The sequence below is a fragment of the Pseudomonas sp. NPDC087185 genome, assembly GCF_044744955.1.
GTDB lineage: Bacteria > Pseudomonadota > Gammaproteobacteria > Pseudomonadales > Pseudomonadaceae > Aquipseudomonas.
In genome coordinates this window covers 660,181-679,742 of sequence record NZ_JBIUZK010000001.1, presented here as the reverse complement: position 1 = coordinate 679,742, position 19,562 = coordinate 660,181, and the positions used below count along the sequence as shown (strand labels likewise).

The window sequence follows — 19,562 nt, the reverse complement described above, 5'->3', positions numbered from 1 at the left end:
CTGCCATCAAACTGTCATGCCAACGCCGCAACATCCGGGGCCCAAAGAGAACTCGGATAAGGATGGCGGGCCCGATGGCAAGCAGTGTGCACAGGCGCAAAGTGATCAGCTGGATGGGTGTCGGTGCCCTGGCACCGTTGCTCGGTGCCTGTTCTGCGTTCCCAGGCCCGCGTGGCGGCAACGCCAGCGTGGACCTGCTGTACGTCGCCGACACCCTGGATGCGCGACAACCCGGCCAGCCCGTGGTGCCGGCGACCCGCCTGGGCCCGGTCAGCCACTTGGGGCGTGCGCCGTGGATGACGGGCAGCAATGCCAGCCTCGCTCACCCGCAACTGGCCCCTTTGCTCGATGCCAGCCAGGCGGCCAGTGTGCAGCTGGGCGGTTACGCGGTACTCGCGGCCCTGCTGGAGCAGCTGCGCGGCGAGGCCGGTGCAGGCAACAGCCTCACCCTGGAGAACGGCCAAGGTTGGAATGGCAGCGGCCTGGCCTACCTGACCCAGGGCGAGAGCGGCGTGCAGGGCAGCCAACTGCTGGGCAGCGAGGCGCGGGTCAGCAGCGATGAACGCGTGCTTTGGCCACAGCGCAGCGCCGGCCTGTATCGCCAGTCTTCCACGACCACGCTCGGCGCCGGCCTTGCTGAGCAACAGCGCACAAGCCTTGGGCTGGAGCCGCTGCATGTCTTCGAGCGTGGCGGCGCGCGCATCGCCGTGGTCGGTGTCACCGACCCTTACGCACAGGACCAGAAAGCCTCCCTCAAACAGTGGTACCAATCGCTGCTGCCCACCTTCGAACAAGCCCGTCGCCAAGCGGATCTAGTGGTGGCGCTGGCGGATGTCGGGACCGGGCCGGGCTTGTGGCTGGCCGAACGGGTGCCAGACATCGACGTGCTGCTCTGCGCGCGTGGGCAGGACCTGTGGCCAGCGCCCGTGCAGGCGACCCAGGCCAGCGGCCGGCGCATACCGGTGCTGTTCGCCGGCTGCAGGGGCAGTGGCGCATTCCGCCTGCGCTGCCAGCAGGTGGCGGGCCAATGGCAATTCGACGGGCGCTTCTTCCCGGCGTTCGCTCAACAACTCTCACCTGCGGCACAGTTGCGCGCCAGCCAGTTGCACGCCGAGTTGCGCCAGCAGCGCGCCGGCCACGCCGCCTGGCTCGACCAACCGCTGGCCCGCGCGCCACAGGCGTTGTGGCGTCGCGACACGCGTGGCGGCAGCTGGGACCGCCTGCTCCATCAGGCCCTGGCCGATGACAGCCGCCTGCCGGTGCTGTTGCCGGGCCTGCGCTATGACTACCCCTTGGCTACCGGTGAGCCGATCACCCGCGAACACCTGATCAGCCTCACCGGGGGTTACCCGGCACCGGTGGTCGAAGCCCCGGCCCGGCAGGTTGAACAGGTACTGGAAAACGCCGCCGAGCAACTGTTCGGCGACCCGCTGCTGCTGGACAACAGCCAGGACCTGCCGCGCTGGCAGGGCCAGGCCTGGCGCGTCAGTTACAGCCCGCAAGGCAAGCGCATCACTGGCCTGGACCCTGTACAAGGCCAGTGCCGCACCTTTGGCCTGCAGTTCGAGACCCAAGCCGGCGAGCCGCTGTGGCAGCGGGTCGAGGCCTGGCTTGGGCGGCAGCAGCCGGGCTGGCAGTTGGCGGCCCTGCAACTGCCCGAGGTGCGCTACGTGCAAGGTCACCCGGGCTGGCATCCCCGCCAGGCAATGTCGTGAGCCTTGCCTCGCGCCTGCTGACCGGCGGCCTGCTGACCTTGGCCGGCTGGCTGGCGGCCCAATGTGTGCTGCAACTGGCGCGCCAGCCGCAACTGGCCAGCCCTGCGCTCGCCGTCGAGGCCCCGCTGCCGGGGCTGCTGGTCGGCGCCTGGCAACCCTTGAGTGACGACGGCGCAATCGCGCTGACCCGCTTGCCATTGCAATACCTCGGCGGCCTCAAGGCCAAGCCATTGTCGGCCAGCGTGGTGGTGCTGCGCTACGGCCAGCAGGTGCGCACCCTCGGCCGTGGCCAACGCCTGGCGCCGGGGATCGTGTTGCAGGACATCGACGCCGATGGCCTGATTTTCGACAACCAGGGGCGGCGCGAACGCCTGCCCTGGCCGCCACGCCCTGCCGTGACCGGCTTCAAGCGGCAAGGATGAACGATGCTGGTGAAATTCTGCATGGCTGCAGCCATGAGCCTGGCCCTTACCCTGGCCTGGGCCGAAGAGCCGGAAACCTTCGGTGACGACGGCACCCCGCTGTACGAGGTGAACTTCGTCGACACCGAACTGGGCGAATTCATCGACAGCGTGTCGCGCATCACCGGCACCACGTTCATCGTCGACCCACGGGTGAAGGGCAAGGTCACCGTGCGCACCGTCGACCGCCACGATGCCGATGCCATCTACGACATTTTCCTCGCCCAACTACGGGCACAGGGCTACGCCGCAGTGGACCTGCCCAATGGCAGCGTGAAGATTGTCCCCGACCAGGCTGCACGCCTGGAACCGGTACCGGTGGAAACCGCCGGCAAGCAATCCGAAGGCAGCGATGGTGTGGCCACTCGCGTGTTCAATGTGCGCAACGCTGCCAGCGAGCAAATGCTCGGCATTCTCAAGCCATTGATCGACCCCCGCGTCGGCGTCATTACCCCTTACCCCGCCGCGAACCTGCTGGTGGTCACCGACTGGCGCAGCAACCTCGAACGCATCGACAGCCTGTTGCGCCAGCTCGACCAGGTCAGCGACGAGCCGCTGCAGGTGATGCCGCTGCGCCACGCCAGTGCTGCCGACACCGCGCAGTTGCTGACCCGCCTGCTGGCCCGTGAGCAGGGCGCCGACAGCACCCAGGTGGTCGCCGACCCGCGCAGCAATGCCTTGCTGGTGCGGGGCAGCACCGACCGCGTGCGGGCGCTGTTGCGCCAGCTCGACCAGCCCAGCGAAAACCGGCAAAGCAGCAACACCCAGGTGATCTACCTGCGCCATGCCAATGCCGGCGAGGTGGTCAAGGTGCTGCGTGGCCTGAGCCAGGAAGGCGCAGCGCCCAGCGAAGGGGCTGGCGAAGGCGAGGGCAAGGACAAGCCGGTGATGGCTGCCGCCAGTGATTCGGGCATCCGCCTGGAGTACGAGGAGGGCACCAACGCCGTGGTCATGGTCGGCCCGGATAGCGAGCTGGCCGCCTACCGCTCCATCGTCGAGCAACTGGACATCCGCCGCGCCCAGGTGGTGGTCGAGGCGATCATCGCCGAAGTCTCCGACAGCCGCGCCCAAGAGCTTGGCGTGCAGTGGCTGTTCGCCGACGAAAAGTTCGGCGCCGGTATCGTCAACTTCGGCAGCAACGGGGTGAATATCGCCAATATCGCGGGCGCCGCCGCCAGTGGTGACAACGAAGCGCTCGGCGACCTGCTGTCGGCCACCACGGGCGTCACTGCTGGCATCGGCCATTTCGGCGGCGGTTTCAATTTCGCCATGCTGATCAACGCACTGAAGGGCAAGAGCGGCTTCAACCTGCTGTCCACGCCAACCCTGCTGACCCTGGACAACGCCGAGGCGTCGATCCTGGTCGGCCAGGAAGTGCCCTTCGTTACTGGCTCCGTCACGCAGAACAACGCCAACCCGTACCAGACCATCGAGCGCAAGGAAGTCGGGGTCAAGCTGCGCATCAAGCCGCAGATCAACATCGACAACAGCGTGCGCCTGGACATCGTCCAGGAAGTGTCGTCGATCGCCGACTCCAGTGCCGCCAGTGACGTCATTACCAACAAGCGCGAGATCAAGACCAAGGTCATGGTCGAAGACAACGGCCTGGTGATCCTCGGCGGGCTCATCAGCGACGAGCTGAGCACCAGCGACCAGCGCGTGCCGTTCCTCGGTGACATCCCTGGGCTGGGAAGGCTGTTCCGCTCCGACGCCAGCAAGAACACCAAGCAGAACCTGATGGTCTTCATTCGCCCGCGCATCTTGCGTGACGGGCCGAGCCTGGCCGGTTTGAGCGAAGACAAGTACCGCACCTTGCAGCAGACCACACCGCTGCAGTTGCCCGACCTTGCGCAGGACGGCCAGCTGCTGCGGGCGTTCCCGGCCAGCCGTGCGCGCCTTGAAGGCGGCAGCTGGTGATGCTGCCCTATCGCCTGGCGCGCCAGGCCGGCCTGGCCATGGCCGCAGCGGACGCTGGCTGGCAGTTGTGGCTGCGCCACGATGCCTGCAGTGATCAGTTGCAAGAGCTGCTGCGTGTGCACGGCCGGCCCGTGGCGCTGGAATACCTGGAGCCCGCTGCGTTCGACGAGCGCCTTGGCCAGCTGTACCAGGCCGGTGATGCCGCCACCGAAGCGCTGATCGAAGGCATCGGCGAGCAGGTCGACCTCGACAGCCTGATGAGCGAAATGCCGCGCATCGAGGACCTGCTCGAAAGCGACGACGAAGCCCCGGTGATCCGCCTGATCAATGGCCTGTTCGGCCAGGCACTGCGCCTGCGCGCCTCGGACATCCACATCGAGACCTTCGAACAGAGCCTGGTGGTGCGCCTGCGCGTCGATGGCCACCTGCGCGAAGTGCTGCGCCCGCCGCGGGCGCTGTCGGCGATGCTGGTGTCACGGATCAAGGTCATGGCGCGGCTGGACATCGCCGAGAAGCGCCAGCCCCAGGACGGCCGCATCACCTTGCGCGCCGCTGGTCGTGAAGTGGACGTGCGCGTCTCGACCTTGCCTGGCATTCACGGCGAGCGCGTGGTGATGCGTGTGCTCGACAAGCAGGCCAGCCTGCTGGCGCTGGGCAACTTGGGCATGCCCTCAGCGGTGCTGCAGGGCCTGCGCAGTTGCCTGGCGCGGCCCAACGGTATCGTCCTGTCGACCGGCCCGACCGGCTCGGGCAAGACCACCACGCTGTACGCCAGCCTCAACAGCCTCAACGACGGCAGCCGCAATATCCTGACCGTCGAGGACCCGGTGGAATATGCCATCGCCGGCATCGGCCAGACCGCCATCAACCCGCGTGCCGGGCTGACCTTCGCCAGTGGCCTGCGCGCCATCCTGCGGCAAGACCCGGACGTGATCATGCTGGGTGAAATCCGCGACCAGGAAACCGCGCAGATTGCCGTGCAGGCCAGTCTCACCGGCCACCTGGTGCTGTCGACCCTGCACACCAACAGCGCGGTCGGCGCGGTCACCCGCCTGCGCGACATGGGCATCGAGCCGTTCCTGATCGCCTCGTGCCTGCGCGGCGTGCTCGCTCAACGCCTGGTGCGGCGCCTGTGCAATTGCGCCGTGGCGCAGCCGCTGCAGCCGGCCGAACGTGCACTGTGGCCGGAGCTGGCGGCGCTGGGCAGCAGCCATCACCCGGTGGGTTGCGAGCAGTGCCAGGGCAGCGGCTACGTCGGCCGCCTGGGCCTTTATGAGTTCATCGAGCTGGACGCCGGCCTGATCGCGCTGTTGTACGACGGCGCCAGCGAGCTGGCCATGCAGGGCTACCTGGCCGATCGTCGGCAGAGCCTGGTGGCGATGGCCAGTGACTGCCTGGCCCGCGGTGAAACCAGCCTGGCCGAAGTGCTGCGCGTGGTCGAGGGCTGAGCCATGCCGACCTTCCGCTATCAGGCCGTCGACCTCGCCGGCAAGCCGCACAAGGCCAGCCTGCAGGCCGACACCGCGCGCCATGCGCGCCAGCTGCTGCGCGAGCAAGGCCTGTTCCCACGGCAGTTGCAGCGCGTCGAGGCCAGCACCCGGCAGCCCCGCCGCCAGCGCCTGAACCGCGCCCAGTTGTGCGAGCTGACACGCCAGCTGGCAACCTTGACCGGTGCCGGCGTCCCACTGGTCGATGCCTTGGCAACGCTCGAACGCCAGCTGCGTCAGCCGGCGCTGCACGGGGTGTTGGTGGCGCTGCGTGGCTCGCTCGCCGAAGGCCTGGGGCTGGCGCGCAGCCTGGCCCGACAGGGCGCGCCGTTTACCGGGTTGTATTGCGCACTGGTCGAGGCCGGCGAGCGTTCCGGGCGCCTGGCCCAGGTGCTGACACGGCTGGCCGACCACCTGGAACAGGTGCAGCGCCAACAGCACAAGGCGCGTACTGCCTTGATCTACCCCTGTGTGCTGATGGGCGTGTCGCTGGCGGTGGTGGTTGGCCTGATGACCTTCGTCGTGCCCAAGCTCACCGAACAATTCGCCCATGCCGGGCAGAGCCTGCCGCTGATCACGTCATTATTGATCGGCCTCAGCCAGGGCCTGGTGCACGCAGGGCCCTGGCTGCTGGGGGGGGCGACCCTCGCCACGCTGCTGGCCAGCTGGCTGCTGCGCAAGCCGCACTGGTGCCTGCGCCGCGACGACCTGCTGCTGCGCCTGCCACGTGTAGGCGGGCTGTTGCAGGTACTGGAGAGCGCTCGCCTGGCGCGCAGCCTGGCAATCCTCACCAGCAGTGGCGTGGCCCTGCTCGAAGCGCTGCAGGTGGCCACCGAAACCGTCGGCAACCGGCGCATCCGCCTGGCCATGCAGCAGGTGCGCCAGCAGGTGCAGGGTGGCACCAGCCTGCACCGGGCGCTGGATGCCTGCCAGCAATTCCCGCCGCTGCTGGTGAACATGGTCGGCAGCGGCGAGGCCAGCGGCACCCTGGCCGACATGCTCGAACGCGTGGCCGATGACCAGGAACGCGGCTTTGCCCGCCAGGTGGACACCGCCATGGCGCTTTTCGAACCCCTGATGATCCTGGTGATGGGCGCCGTGGTGCTGTTCATCGTGCTGGCGGTGCTGCTGCCGATCATGCAACTCAACCAGGGCCTGCAACTGTAGATGACAAGGAGTAACCCCATGCAGCATCGACGCAACCGCCAACGCGGCTTCACCCTGATGGAAATCATGGTGGTGATCTTCATCATCGGCCTGCTGATCGCGGTGGTCGCGCCCAGTGTGCTCGGCAACCAGGACAAGGCCATGCGGCAGAAGGTCATGGCCGACCTGGCCACGCTGGAACAGGCGCTGGACATGTACCGCCTGGACAACCTGCGGTTCCCGAGCAATGAGCAGGGCCTGGCCGCACTGGTGAAAAAACCGGCGCAGCAACCGCTGCCGCGTTCGTGGCGCAGCGATGGCTATGTGCGCAGGCTGCCGGAAGACCCGTGGGGCACCCCGTACCAGTACCGCATGCCGGGCGAGCATGGCCGGGTCGATGTGTATTCCCTGGGCGCTGATGGCGTGCCAGGCGGCGAGGGCCAGGATGCCGACCTGGGCAACTGGGCGCTGTGAACGATGCGTGCTCAGCGGGGTTTCAGCCTGCTCGAGTTGCTGGTGGTATTGGCCATCGCCGGGCTCATGACCGGGCTCGCCGTGGCCTGGCTCGACAGCGGCAAGGCCAGCGTCGACCAAGCGCTGCAGCGCCTGGCCGCGCATGTCCACACGCAGGCTGCGCTGGCCCGGCATGCCGGGCAACTGCGTGGGCTGCGCTGGACCGGCGAGCAGCCGGAGTTCGTGCGCCGTGAGCGCGAGGGCTGGGTGGTCGAACCGGTCAGCCTCGGCGACTGGCCCAAAGGCTTGCGCCCGGACTGGCCGGCCAGTGCCCTGCCACGCTTGCTGTTCACGCCACAGGGGTGGGCGCAGCCGGGCTCGGTGCGCTGGCGCTGGGCCGAGGGCAGCCAGCGCTGGGCCTGGGGGCGCGACGGTTTACTGCGCATGGAGCTGTCACCATGAAGCGCCAACAGTACGGTTTCACCTTGCTGGAAGTGACCGTGGCGTTGGCGATTGCCGCCGTGCTGGCGGTGATCACCAGCCAGGTGCTACGCCAGCGCCTGGCGGTGCAGGACAGCGTGCAACAGCATCGGTTGGGCGTGCTGTGCGCCCGCGAGCTGCAGGCGCGCTTTGCCGTCGAACAGTATTGGCCGGCCAGCAACCAGGCCAGCGGCGTGCTCGACCAAGGTGGCCAGCGGTGTCACTGGCAGTTGCAGTTACGCCGCACCGGTGTGCGCAACTTGCGCCGTGGCGAGATGCAGTTGTACGCCGACCGCGACCAGCGCCTGCCGCTGGGCCAGTACACGGTCTTTCTGGAGCGGCCATGAAGCAGCGCCAGGCGGGCTTGACCCTGATCGAACTGATGGTGGCCATGGCCTTGACCGCGTTGCTCGGGGTGATGCTCGCCGCCCTGGTCAATGGCTGGCTCAAGGTCCGCGAGCGGCTGCAGGCGCCCCGCGAAGAAACCGGCGTGCTGGAGTTCTGCCTGGCCCTGGAGCGGCGCTTCGACAGCCCGGTGTTGCGCCGGGTGTACGAGCAGCGCCTGCCACTGGCCAGCCATTGGCTCGACTGGCAGGCCGACCGCCAGCAGTTGCTGTGGGTGGCCGCTGCCGCGTTGCCCGAGGCCGAAGGCGGCTCGCGGCTGCAGCGCCAGCGCCTGCGTTTCGATGCCCGCGAGCAACGCTTGTTGCTGGAGACCTCGGCCGACCTGTATGCCGCCAGCGAACCACGCTGGGTCTTGCGTGAGCAACTGCAGCAGGTCAGTGCGTTCACGGTTCTTTATCACCAGGGCGGCCGCTGGCTGCCCTGGCCTTCCGATCAACCCGCGCATCCCGGCCGTGGCGTGCGTGTGCAATTGCAGCGTGATGGAGCACCTTATGTCTGCACGTTCATCCTCCCTTGGGGGCGCTCATGAAGCTTGAGTGGCGCCGACGTGCGCCGGCCCGATCCTGGCTGCTGCTACGCCCGGGTGACACCTGGGACTGGCTGCTGGTCGAAAACGGCGTCGCGCAGCGTGAAGGGCAGGGCCAGCCTCCGGCGGACCTGCAGGCTCAGGTCGTACTGATCGTCCCTGGCGAGCGGTGCAGCCAGTTCCAGCTTGCCGCTCCGCCTGGGCTCAGGCGTGACGAGTGGCCGTTGCTGCTGGAAGACCAATTGCTGCAGAGCGCGGACGAGGTGTATTGCGCCTGCCTGTCACGCCGAGAAGGGCAGTTGCACCTGTTGGTGGTGGCCCGACAGCCTCTGGATGACTGGCGCAGGCAGTGTGCCGAATGGGGGCTGCAGATCGAACGCTGCTGGGCCGAGTTCCAATTGTTGCCAACGCCCGAACCGGGTACGGCCTGGGAATGGCTGCGGTCATCGGGCCTGCGCCTGTACCTGGGGTTGAGTGAGGAGGGCCACGCGCACTGGCTGGCATGGCCCGAGGCATTGGGCGACGCACCGCAACAGCCCTGGCGTACGCTGAGCACGGCAACCTTGACCGGTAGCTGGCCGAGCAGGCTGGCCCCGCTCGACCAGCTGCCAAGCCTGTTCGAACGACCGCGTCAGGTGCGCGCGCTACCCGGCGTGCCGACAGCGCAGCGACGCCTCATTGCCGCGTGCCTGGGGCTGGCCGTGGTGTGCAGTGGGCTATGGTTGAGCCAACAATGGCGCCAGGTCCAGGCCTGGCGTGCGCAGGTGCTGGCAGTGACCGGTGCCCAGCCCAGCCCACGGCATGCGGCGCAGGCGCTCAAGCGCCTGCGTGAAGGTGAACTGCAACAGCACCTGCGCGCGCGCCAGCTGGAAGACCTGCAGGCGCGTTTGCACGCCTGGTTGCATGATCACCCACACTGGCGCCTGCAGGCGGTGCGCTTCGATGGCCAGCGCTGGCACGTTCGCCTGGAGGGCGACGCCAGCTCACCGCCATGGGGCGAGATGGCCACTGCCGCTGGGGCTACGGTGCAGGTGGAAAGCACTGAGCCGTCGACGCACGTGGTATTCGATCTGGGGGCAGCAACATGACCCAGGCGTGGATCCAACGCCATCGCTTGTTGCTCGCCGGGTGCCTGATTGGCGCTTTACTGGCTTTCCTGGCAATGCGCGAAGGGCTGTCGCTATGGCGCGAGCTCAGCCAATGGCGAGGGCTGGCGGAGCAGGCAAGTGCGTTGCACAGCGGTCCGGCCGTGAGCCTGGAACGGCTGCGCCAGTCCGCTCAGGCGCGGCGGATCGAACTTGTCGAGGTCGAGGCCCAAGGCAAGCACTGGCAACTGCGCGGCCAGGTGGCTGATGAGCGTGTTCTGCAAGGTTGGATGCAAGCTTTGCAGGCAGAGGGGGCGCAGCCTCTGCAGTGGGCCCTGGAGCGGGATGCCAAGGGGCTGCACTTTGACCTGGTGGTGCAACCATGAGGTGGCGGGGGCTGCTGTGGGGCGGGTTGATATTCAGCCTGACCTTGCTGGTGGAGTTGCCGGCCGCCTGGTTGGCGCCCTTCGTTGGCCTGCCCATGCACGGTGTCAGTGGCAGCCTGTGGCGCGGCCAGGCCCGCCAGGTCGGGCCTGTCGGGCCCGTGCATTGGGAGGTGCTGCCTTGGCGCTTGCAGGCCAATGCCCTGCTGGGCTTCCAAGGACAAGGCTGGCAGTTGCGTGGTGAAGGCTGGCCTTGGCGCTGGCGGCTCGAAGCGACGGCGTCCGGTGCCCAGGCGACCGCGCAGCAGGGTTATCGGCTGGCCGGGCAGTGGCAGGGCGTGTTGAGCGTGCAGGGTTCGGGGCGCCAGTGCCGCGCCAGCGAAGGGCGTATGACGGTCACCGACCTGGCCTTGAGCCAGCCCTGGTCGCTGGGCTTGGGCCAAGGCTGGCTGGAGTTGAACTGCCGCACCGGCTGGCGTCTGCAGGGGCAGTTGGCGCAGCCAGGGCAGCATCAGCTGACGGTCGATGCCGACCTGGTGGCGCGTCGGGCGCAGGTGGCATTTGAACTGCAGCCGGATGCTGCATTGATGCCGGTGCTGCGCGGTGCTCAATGGCTGAAGCCGCAGGCACTGACGGGGAAGCGGGATGTGCACTGGTAGCCAGGCGGGCGAGCGGCAGTTCGCTTGGCTGAGCAAAGCCGCGGCGCTGGTTTTCCAGGTGCTTGAGATGCTCCACGGTGATGTCCATGCTGACACTGGGCGTGTCCAGTGCTGGTGCGGTCGAAGCCTTTTCCAGCCGGGCCTGCGCCGTTGCGGTGACAAGGCCGAGCCGCGCGTGGCACATGGCCCAGCGCAAGGCATCGAGGCAAAGGGAGGGTAACGGCGAACGTCTCTGCATGTGCTTGTTCTCATAGTTGTGGGCGGGACAGAGGGGTAGCGCCCACTCCAGCCCAGAAGCCGGATTCAGGGCGTGGGCGATGCGGGGCGCTGTCGTAGGCGACGCGCGGGCGGGGGAGGGGCAGTTGGCGGGCGTAGACGTCGGCCAGCGCTTGGGGCTGCGCCGGCAAACCTGGCATGCAGCAGGCAAGAAGCCGGCTGGCGGTGTGTTGGAATCGACAAGGCATTGAACCATCCCGCAAATGGCGTACGGCGTACGTACTCGTTTGCGTGGATGCTAAGAGCTGTTCAGTTCGGTTGGATGCAGTCTGCTGCTTGAGCGGGTGTAGGACAGTTGTTTAACTACAGTATGAAAGCTCCTACATCTTAATGATGCAGGAGGGTGGTCAAGGTCGAATCTCGATCAGCGTGCCGTCGCGCACCAGCTCCCAGACCTCACGCATGTCGGCGTTGCGCATGGCGATGCAGCCATCTGTCCAGTCGAGCGTGTGGAAGTACCACTCGGGGTACTCATCGTTGATCGGTGTGCCATGGATCATGATCATGCTGCCGGCGCTGACACCGTCACGGGTGGCGCGGGCTGCGTCGCTGATGTTGGGGTAGGTGATGTGCATGGACAGGTTGAAGCGGTCGCTTTCCTTGCGCCAGTCCAGCCAATAGAGGCCTTCCGGGGTCTTCTTGTCGCCCTCGCGCTCCTTGGCTCCCTTGGGCTGCTTGCCCAGCGAGATGCGGTAGGTTTTCAGCGGCTCGCCGCGGCTGATCAGTTGCAGCCGGCGCTGGGACTTGATCACCAGCACCTTGTCGATCAGCGGCTGCATGGCCGCCTGCGATTGCGATTGTGCCGGCACCGGGGGTTGTGGCTTGCGAATGATGGTTTCGGTGAAGGCCGCCTGGGACACCGAGCTAACGCAAAAGCAGAAAAGGGCGAACAACCAGCGCATGAAGCAGCACCTGCAAACTTAAGTAGTGGGCGAAACGCTCATCGGTGGCAGGTACTCATGGCCTAGCGGATAGTGCTGCCCGATGCGGTCGCGATAATAGCATTCTAGTGTGCGCGTGACGGTGCGGAAAGCCAGCTCGTCCCAAGGTACTTCGTGCTCTTCAAACAACTTCACTTCCAGGCTTTCGATACCGATGGCGAAATCCAGGTCTGCCAGCTCTGCGCGGAAGAACACATGCACCTGGTTGATGTGCGGCAAGTCGAACAGCTGGTACAGCGTCATGGTGCCGACCCGGGCGCAGGCTTCTTCCACGGTTTCGCGACGGGCGGCTTGGTCCAGGGTTTCGCCGTTCTCCATGAACCCGGCAGGCAGGGTCCAGAAGCCACGGCGCGGCTCGATGGCGCGGCGGCACAGCAGCACCTGGCTGCCCCAGGTCGGCAGCACCCCGGCCACGATGTTGGGGTTCTGGTAGTGGATGGTCTGGCAATGCTCGCACACATACCGCAGGCGGCTGTCGCCCTCGGGGATCCGCTGAATGACCGGCTGGCCGCACGCGCTGCAAAATTTCATGCTGTTCTTCCCTTTTGACCGGCTTATCTTGGCGCGACACACAGGCCCGCCGCAAGCGCACAGGGCTTGGGTGCTTCGCGGCTTTGGTGCATCATGCAGGGCAGGCCTTGGAAACGAGAGTGCGCAATGCTGGACGAGCTACTTCGCCGAATGAGCAACCACCAACCTGCTTCACTGGAAACCGACCGACGGTTCCCCGAGGCCGCGGTACTCTTGCCCATTACCCGCAGCGAAGCGCCCGAACTGGTCTTGACCCTGCGTGCCAAGGGCTTGTCGACCCATGGTGGCGAAGTCGCCTTCCCCGGTGGCCGGCGCGACCCTGAAGACCCTGACCTGGTGTTCACCGCACTGCGCGAGGCCGAGGAAGAAATCGGCCTGCCGCCTGGCCTGGTCGAAGTGATCGGCCCGCTCAGCCCGCTGATTTCCCTGCATGGCCTGAAAGTAACGCCATTCGTCGGGCTTATCCCCGATTTCGTCGAATACCGCGCCAACGATGCGGAGATCGCGGCAGTATTCAGCGTGCCGCTGGAATTCTTCCGCCAGGACCCGCGCGACCACACCCACCGTATCGATTACCAGGGCCGCAGTTGGTACGTGCCCAGCTATCGCTATGGCGAATACAAGATCTGGGGGCTTTCGGCGATCATGATCGTCGAGTTGGTCAACCTGTTGTACGACGCTGGGATCAGCCTGCATCACCCCCCCGAGCGCTACATCGAAATCTGAGCGGGGCCCACCCCGCCGCCGTTGCTACCCTGAGGAGCGAACATGAAATACCGCCTGGGCGACCTGCGGGTCGAATGCCATCCCACCAGTTGGGCTGCCCCCAACGCCATGCTGATTGGCAAAGTGCGCCTGCAGGCGCGCGCCAGCGTGTGGTTCGGCGCGGTGCTGCGCGGCGACAACGAGCTGATCGACATCGGCGAGGACAGCAATGTCCAGGACGGTACCGTCATGCACACCGACATGGGCGCGCCGCTGACCCTGGGCAAGGGCGTGACCATCGGCCACAACGCCATGCTGCATGGTTGCACGGTCGGCGATTACAGCCTGGTTGGCATCAATGCGGTGATTCTCAACGGCGCGCACATTGGCAAGCACTGCATCATCGGTGCCAATGCGCTGATTCCCGAGGGGAAGGAAATTCCTGATGGTTCGCTGGTGATGGGCTCGCCCGGCAAGGTGGTGCGCGAGCTGACCGAGCAGCAAAAACGCATGCTCGAGGCCAGCGCCGCACACTATGTGCACAACGCCCAGCGTTATGCGCGGGAGCTGGTGGTGGACGATGAGTGAGGTCATTGCCACTGAACGCCCGGTCGCTTCGCCGTGCGTGAGCATCTGTGCGCTGGACGAGCAGGATATCTGCACCGGCTGCCAGCGCACCGTGGCCGAAATCGGCCGCTGGGGGCGGATGGACAATACTGAGCGCCGGGCGGTGTTGAAGCTATGCCATGAGCGGGCGGTGGCTGCCGGGTTGATCATGTAGGGGCTGCGACTGACCCGAAAATCAAGTAATCTGCCCGGCTTGCCCGACGGTCACCGCCCATGTTCTTTCTCATCGCCTACATCAGCAGCGTTGTACTGATCAACTTCGCCTTTTCCAGCGCTCCGCACCTGGACGTGATCTGGTCCGCCTGGGGTGGGCTGGTGTTCATCCTGCGCGACATGGTGCAGACCCGCTACGGCCATGGCGCGCTGATCGCCATGCTGATGGCCCTGGTGCTGTCGTACGTCACCTCGGAGCCGGCCATCGCCCTGGCCAGCGCCACGGCGTTCTTCATCTCCGAGCTGATCGACTGGCTGGTGTTCAGCGTCACCCGCCGGCCCCTGCGTGACCGCCTGTGGCTAAGCTCGGCGCTGAGCATCCCCGTGGACACGTTCATCTTCTTCGGCATGATCGGCGCCCTGACCCCGGCGGTGATCGGCACCGCCATGGCCTCGAAATTCGCCGGCGTGACGGCGGTTTGGCTGGCCATGGCATTTCGCGCTCGGCGGGCTGCCGTTACCAGCTGATGGTGTAGAATACGGGTCCTTTTTCAGCGGGCGGCGCTAAGCCTGGCGCGGCCCCGGACGCCTTCGAGGACCTGAAATGACCCGTATCGGAACCCCCTTGTCGCCTACCGCGACCCGTGTACTGCTCTGTGGCTGTGGCGAGCTGGGCAAGGAAGTGGTGATCGAGCTGCAGCGCCTGGGCGTCGAAGTGATTGCCGTGGACCGCTACGCCAATGCCCCGGCCATGCAGGTCGCGCACCGTAGCCACGTGGTGAACATGCTCGATGGCGTGGCCCTGCGCGCGGTGATCGAGGCTGAAAAGCCCCATTACATCGTCCCTGAAATCGAAGCGATCGCCACTGCCACCCTGGTCGAGCTGGAAAGCGAAGGCTTCACCGTGGTGCCGACAGCCCGCGCCACCCAGCTCACCATGAACCGCGAAGGCATCCGCCGCCTGGCCGCCGAAGAGCTGGACCTGCCGACCTCGCCGTACCACTTTGCCGACACCTATGAAGACTACGCCAAAGCCGTGGCCGACGTGGGCTATCCGTGTGTGGTCAAGCCGGTGATGAGCTCGTCGGGCAAGGGCCAGAGCCTGCTGCGCAGCGACGCCGACCTGCAGACGTCGTGGGACTATGCCCAGGAGGGCGGGCGTGCCGGCAAAGGCCGGGTGATCATCGAAGGCTTCATCGATTTCGACTATGAAATCACCCTGCTGACCGTGCGCCATGTGGGTGGTACCACGTTCCTGGAACCGGTCGGCCACCGTCAGGAAAAGGGCGACTACCAGGAATCCTGGCAGCCCCAGGCCATGAGCGCGAAAGCGCTGGCCGAATCGCAGCGCGTGGCCAAGGCGGTCACCGATGCACTGGGCGGGCGTGGCCTGTTCGGTGTCGAATTGTTCGTCAAGGGCGACCAGGTGTGGTTCAGCGAAGTGTCGCCGCGCCCGCATGACACCGGCCTGGTCACGCTGATTTCCCAGGACCTGTCGCAGTTCGCGCTGCACGCGCGCGCCATTCTCGGCCTGCCGATCCCGGTGGTACGCCAGTTCGGCCCATCGGCCTCGGCGGTGATCCTGCCGGAAGGCCAGTCGCAGCAAGCCAGCTTCGCCAACCTTGGCGCGGCGTTGAGCGAGCCGGATACCGCGATCCGCCTGTTCGGCAAGCCGGAAATCAACGGCCAGCGCCGCATGGGCGTGTGCTTGGCGCGTGACGAGTCGATCGAAGCGGCGCGGGCCAAGGCAACCCGTGCATCGCAGGCAGTCAAGGTCGAGTTCTGATTCAACGTGGGGCCGCTCTGCGGCCCCCGTTCATTAAAGCTCGGTGTTGCGGGTCTCTTTCAGGCACAACACAGCAATCAAGCTGATCACCGCTGCCACCGACACATAACCACCCACCCAGCTCAACCCGCCCATGCTCACCAGTTTCTGAGCAAAGAACGGCGCCGCCGAAGCCCCCACGATGCCACCCAGGTTGTACGCCGCCGATGCGCCGGTATACCGCACATGGGTCGGGAACAACTCGGGCAGCAACGCCCCCATCGGCGCGAAGGTCACGCCCATCAAAAACAGTTCGATGGCCAGGAACAGCGCCACACCCGTGGTCGAGCCCGAGGTCAGCAACGGCTCCATGGTAAAGCCCGAAGCCACCGCCAGCAGGCCGCCGACGATCAGCACCGGTTTGCGCCCGTAGCGGTCGCTGAGCCATGCCGAAAGCGGTGTGGCCAGGGCCATGAAGACCACGGCGAAGCACAGCAGGCCCAGGAAGGTTTCACGGCTGTAGCCCAGGGTCGTAACCCCGTAGCTCAGCGAGAACACCGTGGAGATGTAGAACAGTGCATAGCACACCACCATTGCCGCAGCGCCCAGCAGGGTCGGCAGCCAGTACTTGCTGAACAGGTCGACCACCGGCATTTTCACCCGTTCATGGCGCGCGACGGCTTTGGCGAACACCGGGCTTTCTTCCAGTTTCAGGCGCACGTACAGGCCTACCAGCACCAGCGCGGCGCTGAGCAGGAACGGAATTCGCCAGCCCCATTCACGGAACTGCTCGTCACTCAGCGTCAGGGCCAAGCTGAGGAACAGGCCGTTGGCGGCCAGGAAGCCGATCGACGGGCCAAGCTGCGGGAACATGCCGAACCAGGCGCGTTTGCCGGGTGGGGCGTTTTCGGTGGCCAGCAACGCCGCACCTCCCCATTCACCGCCCAGGCCCAGGCCTTGGCCAAAGCGCAGCAGGCAAAGAATGATCGGCGCCCACACGCCGATGCTGTCGTAGCCCGGGAGCACGCCGATCAACGTGGTGGACACCCCCATCAGCAGCAGCGAGGCAACCAGGGTCGATTTGCGCCCGATGCGATCGCCGAAGTGGCCGAACAGCGCCGAGCCCAGGGGCCGGGCGAGGAAGGCGATACCGAAGGTAAGAAAGGCCGCGAGCATCTGCGCGGTGCCCGACCCGGACGGGAAGAACACCGGGCCTATCACCAGGGCGGCGGCAGTGGCGTAAACGTAGAAGTCGTAGAACTCGATGGCAGTGCCGATGAAGCTGGCGGTGGCCACCCGCGCAGGCGAGTTGACCGGCGCGGCAGGCGCTTCGGCATAGGTGCTGGTGGTCATTAAGTAGGTCCCTGACAGTCTGGTCGTGCTCCATGGGCCTGATCCGCGTAGGCGCGCGCTGACAAGGGCAGGCACGGTTGCGCGGACGCCGGAGCGTATTGTTCTTTTGCTCGCCCGACTGACGATAGCCCAAGGGGGATAGGGGCGGGAGCGGGCACTGTTCGGGGTGTTGAAGCAGGACCGCGGGGCGTGTCAGTGGAGCGGACTGGCCGTGGGGCGCCGGGTGCGGGTAGCAGGCGGGACGGCGGGGCTGGGTAAGCGTGACCCGAGTATAGCTAGCGGGTCACGGTCCACACCAGTACCTTGCTGGCGCAATTGTCCTCTGTTTCGAGGATTTCCAGGCGATAGCGGCCGATCTTCAGGCAAACAGCGCTTTCCGGGATGCTCTCCAACGCTTCGGTCACCAGCCCGTTGAGGGTTTTCGGGCCGCCGTCACAGGGCAGGTGCCAGCCGAGGGTACGGTTGATCTCACGCAGCGAGGCAGTGCCCTCGATGACAAACGTGCCATCGGGCTGCGGATGCACGTGGGGGTTGTCGAGGCTGTGTTCTTCCTCGAACTCGCCGACGATCTCTTCGAGGATGTCTTCCAGGGTGACGATGCCCTGCACCTCGCCGTATTCGTCCACCACCACGCCCAGGCGCCGTTGCTGCTTGTGGAAATTCAGCAGTTGCAGCTGCAATGGGGTGCTCTCGGGCACGAAGTAGGGCTCGTAACACGCGCCGTGTAGCTTCTCCAGGGTCAGTTCGGCCTTGGGCAGCAGGTGGCTGATCAGCTTGGTGTTGAGGATCGCTTCGACCTGGTTGATGTCGTTGTGGTAAACCGGCAAGCGCGTGTGGCGGCTGACGATCAACTGTTCGATGATCCGCTCGATCGGCTCGTCCAGGTTGATACCGTCGACTTCGTTGCGCGGCACCAGGATGTCGTTGACGGTGACCTTGTCCAGCGACTGCAGGCCATCGAGCAAGCCATGGCGCGGCATCTCGTGGTCTTCATCTTCGGCGAAATCATCATCGGCCTGCGGGTGCAGGGCGACGGCCAGGGGTTGCGCGCGGAAAGGCCGAAGGATCAGTTTGGCGCAGCCGTCCAGCAGGCAGGCGAAAGGTTGCACAACGGCAAGCGGAAACTTCAGCAGGCTGGCGCCCAGGCTGATGAAGGCCAGCGGGTTGCGCCGCGCCAGGCGCCGTGGCAGGTATTCGGCAAAAATCAGCAAGGCCACGGTGGCGACCAGGCCCGCCAGCCAGAACCCGTGCTCGCCGCTGTAGCGCTGGCCGATCAGGCAGGCCAGCCCCAGCACCAGCAGCTTGCCCAGGCTGGCGCACAGCACCAGGGCCTGGGCCGGCAGGGGCGGCTGGCCATCATCGCCTGGGCGTAGCGAGCCATTGAGCTGCAGGCGGGCGGCATCCACCGCGCTGAAGAGCGCCGACCACAGCAGCGCCAGTGCCAGAGTGCCGAGTAGCGGTGCGTACGGCAGGGTGTCCATGGGCGACCGTCAGATATGCAGGATGAATTCGCGAACCAGCTTGCTGCCGAAATAGGCCAGCATCAGCAGGCAGAAACCGGCCAGCGTCCAGCGGATCGCCTTGTGCCCACGCCAGCCCAGGCGGGTGCGGCCCCACAGCAGAACGCTGAAGACGACCCAGGCCACGCAGGCCAGCAAGGTTTTGTGCACCAGGTGCTGGGCGAACAGGTTATCGAGGAACAGCCAGCCGGAAATCAACGACAGCGACAACAGGCACCAGCCGGCCCAGAGGAAGCCAAACAGCAGGCTTTCCATGGTTTGCAGCGGCGGGAAGTTACGGATCAGGCCGGACGGGTGCTTGTTTTTCAACTGGCGGTCCTGCAGCAACAGCAGCAGCGACTGGAACACCGCGATGGTGAACAGGCCGTAGGCCAGGATCGATAGCAGGATGTGCGCAAGGATTCCCGGTTGCTCATTGATCAGCGGCACCGTGCCGGGAGGCGCGAACTGGGCCAGCAGGGCCGTCACCGCGCCGAGCGGGAACAGCAGCACCAGCAGGTTTTCCACCGGTATGCGCAGGCAGGCGAGCAGGGTCAGGCTGATGACCGCCACGGCGATCAGGCTGGCAGCGCTGAAAAAATCGAGGCTCAGGCCCAGCGGGGTGATCAGCTGGAAGAACAGCGCGCCGCCTTGCGCGATCACGGCGAGTGCGCCGAGCAGTCCGAGCAGCCGTTTGTCGGCTTTGCTCGACTGGGCCAGGCGCGAACCCTGATAAACGGTCGCTGCTATATAAAGGCCGGCGGCGATCAGGTTGGGGATGAGGCTGGGTGAGGAGAACATAAGTCCTGGTGGGCAAGCCTTAAAGAGACGGAGTTTGGCATAGATCGCGCTGGTCTAGGAAGACTGATGCTTGCCGCTGGGAAGCCGAGGTGTGCGCCGCCGCCGCTCTTCGCTATAATCGCCGCCTTGCTGTGCCCAGCGCGTGTGCATTTTCACCTGGGCGCCTGACAAACCTCGGCTTTTACTGGGCCTGA

At 66.1% G+C, this 19,562-nt stretch carries 22 protein-coding genes; 17 read left to right on the top strand and 5 right to left on the bottom strand.

The genetic code is table 11. The features are described 5' to 3' along the window. The first annotated feature begins 74 nt into the window (after window positions 1-74). From ACIPIJ_RS03345 to ACIPIJ_RS03290, 12 genes are read left to right on the top strand one after another with little or no spacing between them, the layout of a single operon-like run. The gene (locus tag ACIPIJ_RS03345) at window positions 75-1,715 is read left to right on the top strand and encodes a lipoprotein UxpA (RefSeq protein ID WP_401072661.1); all 1,641 of its coding nucleotides are present in this window, start codon (window positions 75-77) and stop codon (window positions 1,713-1,715) included. Further along, window positions 1,712-2,137, top strand: a complete 426-nt coding sequence (locus tag ACIPIJ_RS03340; protein WP_401072659.1) for a pilus assembly protein PilZ — start codon at window positions 1,712-1,714, stop codon at window positions 2,135-2,137. The genes ACIPIJ_RS03345 and ACIPIJ_RS03340 overlap by 4 nt, the downstream gene beginning before the upstream one ends. 21 nt (window positions 2,138-2,158) lie before the next feature. Next, the gene (gene gspD, locus ACIPIJ_RS03335) at window positions 2,159-4,093 is read left to right on the top strand and encodes a type II secretion system secretin GspD (protein WP_401073428.1); all 1,935 of its coding nucleotides are present in this window, start codon (window positions 2,159-2,161) and stop codon (window positions 4,091-4,093) included. Next, a complete protein-coding gene (locus ACIPIJ_RS03330; RefSeq protein WP_401073425.1) occupies window positions 4,093-5,541 on the top strand; it encodes a GspE/PulE family protein in 1,449 nt (482 codons plus the stop codon). Before gspD ends, ACIPIJ_RS03330 begins: the two co-directional genes overlap by 1 nt. 3 nt (window positions 5,542-5,544) lie before the next feature. Further along, window positions 5,545-6,747, top strand: coding sequence for a type II secretion system inner membrane protein GspF (gene gspF, locus ACIPIJ_RS03325; protein WP_401072657.1), 1,203 nt, complete (start codon window positions 5,545-5,547; stop codon window positions 6,745-6,747). 18 nt (window positions 6,748-6,765) lie between these two features. Continuing rightward, window positions 6,766-7,200 (top strand): type II secretion system major pseudopilin GspG, encoded by a 435-nt coding sequence (gspG, locus tag ACIPIJ_RS03320; protein WP_401072655.1) that lies wholly within the window; start codon window positions 6,766-6,768, stop codon window positions 7,198-7,200. A gap of 3 nt (window positions 7,201-7,203) precedes the next feature. Continuing rightward, window positions 7,204-7,641, top strand: coding sequence for a type II secretion system minor pseudopilin GspH (gspH, locus tag ACIPIJ_RS03315; protein WP_401072653.1), 438 nt, complete (start codon window positions 7,204-7,206; stop codon window positions 7,639-7,641). Next, a complete protein-coding gene (locus tag ACIPIJ_RS03310; protein WP_401072652.1) occupies window positions 7,638-8,006 on the top strand; it encodes a type II secretion system protein GspI in 369 nt (122 codons plus the stop codon). The genes gspH and ACIPIJ_RS03310 overlap by 4 nt, the downstream gene beginning before the upstream one ends. Beyond that, window positions 8,003-8,593 carry a type II secretion system protein J gene (locus ACIPIJ_RS03305; RefSeq protein ID WP_401072651.1) on the top strand — a complete coding sequence of 197 codons (591 nt, stop codon included), beginning with the start codon at window positions 8,003-8,005 and terminating at the stop codon, window positions 8,591-8,593. Before ACIPIJ_RS03310 ends, ACIPIJ_RS03305 begins: the two co-directional genes overlap by 4 nt. Next, entirely contained in the window at window positions 8,590-9,678 is a 1,089-nt protein-coding gene (gene gspL, locus ACIPIJ_RS03300) for a type II secretion system protein GspL (protein WP_401072649.1), read from the top strand. Before ACIPIJ_RS03305 ends, gspL begins: the two co-directional genes overlap by 4 nt. Next, window positions 9,675-10,061 (top strand): type II secretion system protein GspM, encoded by a 387-nt coding sequence (gene gspM, locus ACIPIJ_RS03295; protein ID WP_401072647.1) that lies wholly within the window; start codon window positions 9,675-9,677, stop codon window positions 10,059-10,061. The genes gspL and gspM overlap by 4 nt, the downstream gene beginning before the upstream one ends. Further along, window positions 10,058-10,717 carry a hypothetical protein gene (locus tag ACIPIJ_RS03290; protein WP_401072645.1) on the top strand — a complete coding sequence of 220 codons (660 nt, stop codon included), beginning with the start codon at window positions 10,058-10,060 and terminating at the stop codon, window positions 10,715-10,717. Before gspM ends, ACIPIJ_RS03290 begins: the two co-directional genes overlap by 4 nt. A gap of 623 nt (window positions 10,718-11,340) precedes the next feature. Here the strand turns inward: ACIPIJ_RS03290 and ACIPIJ_RS03285 are convergent. Further along, window positions 11,341-11,895: a murein L,D-transpeptidase family protein gene (locus ACIPIJ_RS03285; protein ID WP_401072643.1), complete on the bottom strand. Its 555-nt coding sequence runs from the start codon at window positions 11,893-11,895 to the stop codon at window positions 11,341-11,343. A gap of 18 nt (window positions 11,896-11,913) precedes the next feature. After that, on the bottom strand, window positions 11,914-12,465 hold the full coding sequence (locus ACIPIJ_RS03280) for an NUDIX hydrolase (RefSeq protein ID WP_401072641.1): 552 nt from the start codon (window positions 12,463-12,465) through the stop codon (window positions 11,914-11,916). 126 nt (window positions 12,466-12,591) lie between these two features. Between ACIPIJ_RS03280 and ACIPIJ_RS03275 the strand changes: the two genes are divergently transcribed. The 5 genes from ACIPIJ_RS03275 (at window position 12,592) to purT (ending at window position 15,736) form a co-directional block, all read left to right on the top strand. Next, window positions 12,592-13,191: a CoA pyrophosphatase gene (locus tag ACIPIJ_RS03275; RefSeq protein ID WP_103445470.1), complete on the top strand. Its 600-nt coding sequence runs from the start codon at window positions 12,592-12,594 to the stop codon at window positions 13,189-13,191. A gap of 42 nt (window positions 13,192-13,233) precedes the next feature. After that, the gene (locus tag ACIPIJ_RS03270; RefSeq protein ID WP_401072639.1) at window positions 13,234-13,758 is read left to right on the top strand and encodes a gamma carbonic anhydrase family protein; all 525 of its coding nucleotides are present in this window, start codon (window positions 13,234-13,236) and stop codon (window positions 13,756-13,758) included. Next, window positions 13,751-13,951, top strand: a complete 201-nt coding sequence (locus ACIPIJ_RS03265; protein ID WP_401072637.1) for a DUF1289 domain-containing protein — start codon at window positions 13,751-13,753, stop codon at window positions 13,949-13,951. The genes ACIPIJ_RS03270 and ACIPIJ_RS03265 overlap by 8 nt, the downstream gene beginning before the upstream one ends. 59 nt (window positions 13,952-14,010) lie before the next feature. Further along, window positions 14,011-14,478: a preQ0 transporter gene (locus ACIPIJ_RS03260; RefSeq protein ID WP_401072636.1), complete on the top strand. Its 468-nt coding sequence runs from the start codon at window positions 14,011-14,013 to the stop codon at window positions 14,476-14,478. 76 nt (window positions 14,479-14,554) lie between these two features. Beyond that, window positions 14,555-15,736 (top strand): formate-dependent phosphoribosylglycinamide formyltransferase, encoded by a 1,182-nt coding sequence (purT, locus tag ACIPIJ_RS03255; protein WP_401072634.1) that lies wholly within the window; start codon window positions 14,555-14,557, stop codon window positions 15,734-15,736. 33 nt (window positions 15,737-15,769) lie between these two features. Here the strand turns inward: purT and ACIPIJ_RS03250 are convergent, their stop codons facing one another. The 3 genes from ACIPIJ_RS03250 to ACIPIJ_RS03240 form a co-directional block, all read right to left on the bottom strand. Continuing rightward, entirely contained in the window at window positions 15,770-17,068 is a 1,299-nt protein-coding gene (locus ACIPIJ_RS03250) for an MFS transporter (protein ID WP_401072632.1), read from the bottom strand. 275 nt (window positions 17,069-17,343) lie between these two features. Continuing rightward, on the bottom strand, window positions 17,344-18,549 hold the full coding sequence (locus ACIPIJ_RS03245) for a transporter associated domain-containing protein (RefSeq protein WP_401072630.1): 1,206 nt from the start codon (window positions 18,547-18,549) through the stop codon (window positions 17,344-17,346). Window positions 18,550-18,558: 9 nt separating this feature from the next. After that, the gene (locus ACIPIJ_RS03240; RefSeq protein ID WP_401072628.1) at window positions 18,559-19,368 is read right to left on the bottom strand and encodes an inner membrane protein YpjD; all 810 of its coding nucleotides are present in this window, start codon (window positions 19,366-19,368) and stop codon (window positions 18,559-18,561) included. Window positions 19,369-19,562 lie beyond the last annotated feature (194 nt).